This is a genomic window from Pseudomonas californiensis (genome assembly GCF_021147775.1).
Classification (GTDB): Bacteria; Pseudomonadota; Gammaproteobacteria; order Pseudomonadales; family Pseudomonadaceae; genus Aquipseudomonas; species Aquipseudomonas californiensis.
Window position 1 is genome coordinate 1 of sequence record NZ_JAGTPK010000138.1, and the last position, 663, is coordinate 663.

Consider the following 663-nt stretch of genomic DNA (forward strand, 5'->3'; position numbering starts at 1 on the left):
GGTGCCGTTTCGCAGTCGCGGCAGCCATAGACTTTACGAACATGCTTGATGACCCGGATCTGCATCGGCACGATTTCAAGCTGCTCGCTGACTTCCTCGCCAATGGCGTGTTTGCGGCAGCCGCAGACGCAAGTCAGTTCATGCTCGGGAAGTTCGTGGATGACTTCGATGCGCGGCAGGTCGGCAGGCAGTGGCTTGCGTTTGCCACGGCGCTTAGCGGGGGTGACAACCTCTTCTTCAGCGTTCTCGTCGATAGCTTCGACGACGCTTTCGGCTTCGTTGAAGAGCGCCAACTGCGGTGTGGCCGGATCGGCTGTTTGCTCGGACTTGCGTCCGAACAAGCGCTGGCGCAGCAATGCGTTCTCTTCTTCTAGAAAACCGACCCGCGACTGCATCTTCGCAAGCATTTGCTTGAGCAGTTGGAGATCGTCGGGAAGGTTGTCGGGCATGGATTTCATGCCCTGGATTATACCGAATCAGGCCACGAATCGCGGCGTCAAAACCTGATGGGGACGGTTACGCCAGAGATCAAAACCGTCGAGCATCCAGTTCAGTTCCTGAACGGTCAGGACAATCGCCTCGTCAGTGGCATCGGGCGATGTTTTGAATCGCTCCGATTCCAAGCGTTTGAGCCAAAGGCAGAAGCCGTTGCGCTCCCAGTAC

The 663-nt window shown here is 57.2% G+C and carries 2 protein-coding genes; both read right to left on the bottom strand.

Going from position 1 to position 663, the window contains the following annotated elements; all coding sequences use genetic code 11:
* Nucleotides 1-458, bottom strand: a 458-nt coding sequence (locus KDX37_RS29310; protein ID WP_231656651.1) for an IS66 family transposase, incomplete at its 3' end; no start/stop codon positions are given.
* Between the two features lie 18 nt (nucleotides 459-476).
* Nucleotides 477-663 (bottom strand): transposase (gene tnpB / locus KDX37_RS29315; protein WP_231656652.1); only part of this gene is annotated, 187 nt, incomplete at its 5' end.